Origin of the sequence: Phaeobacter sp. CAU 1743, from assembly GCF_039839315.1 — a bacterium.
In the GTDB taxonomy this organism is placed as follows: Bacteria; Pseudomonadota; Alphaproteobacteria; order Rhodobacterales; family Rhodobacteraceae; genus Phycobacter; species Phycobacter gallaeciensis_A.
Genome location: NZ_JBDOQR010000151.1, coordinates 1 through 3,412, shown reverse-complemented (window position 1 = coordinate 3,412; position 3,412 = coordinate 1). Strand labels below are relative to the sequence as shown.

Below are 3,412 nucleotides of genomic sequence, written 5' to 3'. Positions count from 1 at the left end.
CTGCTGATCCCGCCAGCCGGGGTGCACGCTCTCCGCAGCCCTGCCAATTTCACGAAGATTGAGGCCACTGCGGCCCATCGACTGACCGGTCATGGAAGGCAGCTCTACGCACTACTCGCGGACAAGAAGCGCCTCGGACGGCCCTACTGGATCTTCGACCTCGACGAATTGCGTGCGCTCATGGGGGTCGACGACAAATCATCATATTCCGTTTGGGGAGCCTTTCGCAGAAGCGTCCTCGATCCCGCGATCGAAGCCATCAACGACTACGGCACGGTCACGATCAAAATGACCCCCGAGAAGCGGGGGAGATCAGTCCATGCCGTGCGCTTTGACTGGCACTGGAAGGACCCGCACGAAGCTGCGGAAACCGCCGTTGAAAACGACCGCCACAGCGCCGCACGCCGGAAATCTCAGGAAACCACCGACGCTCCACCGATCATCGAAGCCACCCCGCAGGGCGATCCGGCCCGGGAGTGGTGGAACGGGCTGACGGACCTGGAGCGGGAGAACTGGGGCAACCGCGCGGGCCGGACATTCGAGGCCGGGGGGCGCCAGATCACCCGGAACGAGCGCGATCTGGCGCGCGCCGCCTATGATATTTTCGCCCCTGAAAGCCTCCCGGACAGGCCGAAAATACGGAAAACTCAAGAGCCCCCAGAGACCGTCCATTTGGAACGAGACAAGACCCCATGAGGCACCTCCTCGGACAGGCAGCAAAGCCCCCATTGTGTCTCATTTGAGATACAGTCATAATAGGGTGAGACCTCTGGAGACGCGCCATGCCTGCCCAAACCTCGATGCTCCACGTACGGGTGGACGATCACCTCAAAGCCCAAGCCAGCAAGGCCCTGTCCGGGGTCGGCCTGACGCTTTCGGATGCTGTGCGGATCCTGCTGACCAGGGTCGCGGCCGAGGGCGGACTTCCCGCTGGTCTGACTGCCGATCCGGACTCTTACGACACCTGGTTCCGGACAAAAGTGCAGGAGGCTCTGGCCGATCCGGGAGCGACCACGCCGCACGCCCAGATGATGCAAGAAGCCCGCGCGTTGATCGACGGGAAGCGCCGTGCCTGATCTCGAATGGGCAGAACCGGCCCGCGCAGACCTGATGGCGATTATCGATTACATCTCGGACGACAATCCAGTCGCAGCCTTCGCCCTACTCGAGGAGATCGAGAGTAAGGTGGGGCGGCTTCCCGAGCACCCGAAGCGCTGCCGGACGGGCAGAGTTGAGGGGACACGGGAGTTGGTGGTCCGGCCCAACTATGTCGTGGTCTATGCTGAAAGCCCGGAGTTGGTGAGGGTCCTGCGGGTACTTCACGCGGCCCAAATGTGGCCCTGACCACCCAATCCAAGACAGTCGTTCAAACACTCTTCGGGGCCTGAGGCTACATTATTGCTCTCCCTTTTCATGGGGATGCAATAATGTAGCCTATAGGGGTGCAGAAGGAGGGCCTTGCCCTCGTTTTGCACCCCTATAGGCGTGCGACTGAGGCGTATGCCGAGGACGCGGAGGGGCGGCGTATGCGCCCCGACATGACCCCAGCCTGCGGGGTCATTGAGCTGGGGTCATCATGGAAACGGATCGGGATAAACTCATAGCCTTCGTGAAGGAGACCCATCGTCTCGCCCAGGAGACGGATGTGGTCGAGAGAGCGAAGGCTGGGAGAGGGGTCAGCCCGGAAACTGCGGAAGATTACGCTCGGGTGGGTCGCGCGCGTCTTGATTTGAGCGCCCAGTCTGGGGGTCGACTGATGGATGGCGTCACCCGTCAGAGCTGGGATCACCACCGAGCGGCTCTTCGCCATGAAGCGGCGAGGCTCTTCTCGGCCCACAGGAGCGCCTGTGATAGGGCTCAGCGCTCTCGGGACCTCGAGGTAGCCTGGAGGCAAGCAAGGGCCTCTAGGGCGGCTCTCCGGGCCTATACGGCGATCTCAGGGGCTGAGAAGCCTCTGGAACGTACAGTGCGCCGAAAATCGAAGCGGAAGAGCCTACCGAAGGACCCTGACTGGCAGAAGCGCGCCTGGGACGCTGCAACGCCCGCTATGAGGCCGTCTCTGGCTTGCGGGTGGGTCGGGGCCAGACCGAACGAGATCGAGCTAGGAGTGGCCTTAGAGCGCGCCTGGGAACCTAGCGGGGAGATGATCAAGGTCACCATCCGTGGAGCTAAGGTCACAGAACGCAGCGGTCAGCCTGAACGGGTCCTGTGGATCAAGGCACACTCCGCCGAGGGCCAAGCCCTTCTCTCAGCAATTCCGGAAGGTGAAATGTTCACTGTGGTTCAACGCAGGGCGAAACGTATCAATCTGGATTGGTCCAAGCGTATCCGCCCTCGGATGGGTGGTCAGGTGTCCCCGTACAGCCTGAGACACCAATTCGCCGCCAACCTGAAAGCTGCGGGTTTTGACAAGATCCAGATCGCGAAGGCTCTTGGCCACCTCTCGGTGAAAAGCCAGCAGCGATACGGGTCCAGTGGTCAGGGACAGGGTGGGTGTGTTGGGCTTCTTCAGGCCGACGCAACGCGAGAGGTCCGGATTGGAGCGGATGCTGACACTGTCGATGATTACGATCCGCTCGAACCTTGATCGCGATCTCTGGCCTCCTCTAGGCGCAACCTTCCGGTTCGAGCGCCCAGTTTCGCTGAGTGTCGGGTGTCGAGTGTCGCGTGTCGCTAGCGCTCCCCTCGACACCCGACACTTACACTATGGGGCTAAAAATGTACGTCCGGGAGGGTAAAAATGTACGTCCGGGAGGGTAAAAATGTACGTCCGGGAGTGTTCGAATGTACGTCCGGGAGTGTTCGAATGTACGTCCGGGAGGGGTCAATGAAAATATTGCAGTGTATTTTTATTTTTTATACCATACACTAATGAGGGAAATCACCGTGCCGTCCAGCGCTGTCGCGCTCCGATCTGAAACACCCCTGACGCCTGCCATGGTGTCGGCGGTCTGGGAAATCGCCGCGGCTCTGGACGAGCAGCGCGTGCCCGCTACCGTCCCCAACGCCGTATGGCTGGAGGTGCCAACCCTACGCCTACGCGGAGAGGGTGGTCGGGCCGACAACGTCTGGCTGAGGCAGTGCCTCGAGCGCCTGACTGGCGTGAAGCTGTCCGGAGAGCATCGCGGCGATCCCTGGGGGGCCGTTGTTCTGGCAGAATGGCGCATCACGGCAGGTGGCAGCGTCGCTCGCCTGCTGATCCCGCCAGCCGGGGTGCACGCTCTCCGCAGCCCTGCCAATTTCACGAAGATTGAGGCCACTGCGGCCCATCGACTGACCGGTCATGGAAGGCAGCTCTACGCACTACTCGCGGACAAGAAGCGCCTCGGACGGCCCTACTGGATCTTCGACCTCGACGAATTGCGTGCGCTCATGGGGGTCGACGACAAATCATCATATTCCGTTTGGGGAG

The 3,412-nt window shown here is 61.5% G+C and carries 5 protein-coding genes; all 5 read left to right on the top strand.

Features of this window, described 5'->3' with window-relative positions; genetic code table 11:
- Positions 1–696 (top strand): replication initiation protein (locus tag AAFO90_RS24365; protein ID WP_347511123.1); only part of this gene is annotated, 696 nt, incomplete at its 5' end.
- A gap of 86 nt (positions 697–782) precedes the next feature.
- Positions 783–1,076 (top strand): type II toxin-antitoxin system RelB/DinJ family antitoxin, encoded by a 294-nt coding sequence (locus tag AAFO90_RS24360; protein WP_347511122.1) that lies wholly within the window; start codon positions 783–785, stop codon positions 1,074–1,076.
- Entirely contained in the window at positions 1,069–1,344 is a 276-nt protein-coding gene (locus AAFO90_RS24355; protein WP_347511121.1) for a type II toxin-antitoxin system RelE/ParE family toxin, read from the top strand. The genes AAFO90_RS24360 and AAFO90_RS24355 overlap by 8 nt, the downstream gene beginning before the upstream one ends.
- A gap of 799 nt (positions 1,345–2,143) precedes the next feature.
- Entirely contained in the window at positions 2,144–2,587 is a 444-nt protein-coding gene (locus AAFO90_RS24350) for a tyrosine-type recombinase/integrase (RefSeq protein WP_347511120.1), read from the top strand.
- Positions 2,588–2,886: 299 nt separating this feature from the next.
- A partial coding sequence (locus AAFO90_RS24345) for a hypothetical protein (RefSeq protein WP_347511119.1) occupies positions 2,887–3,412 on the top strand: 526 nt, incomplete at its 3' end.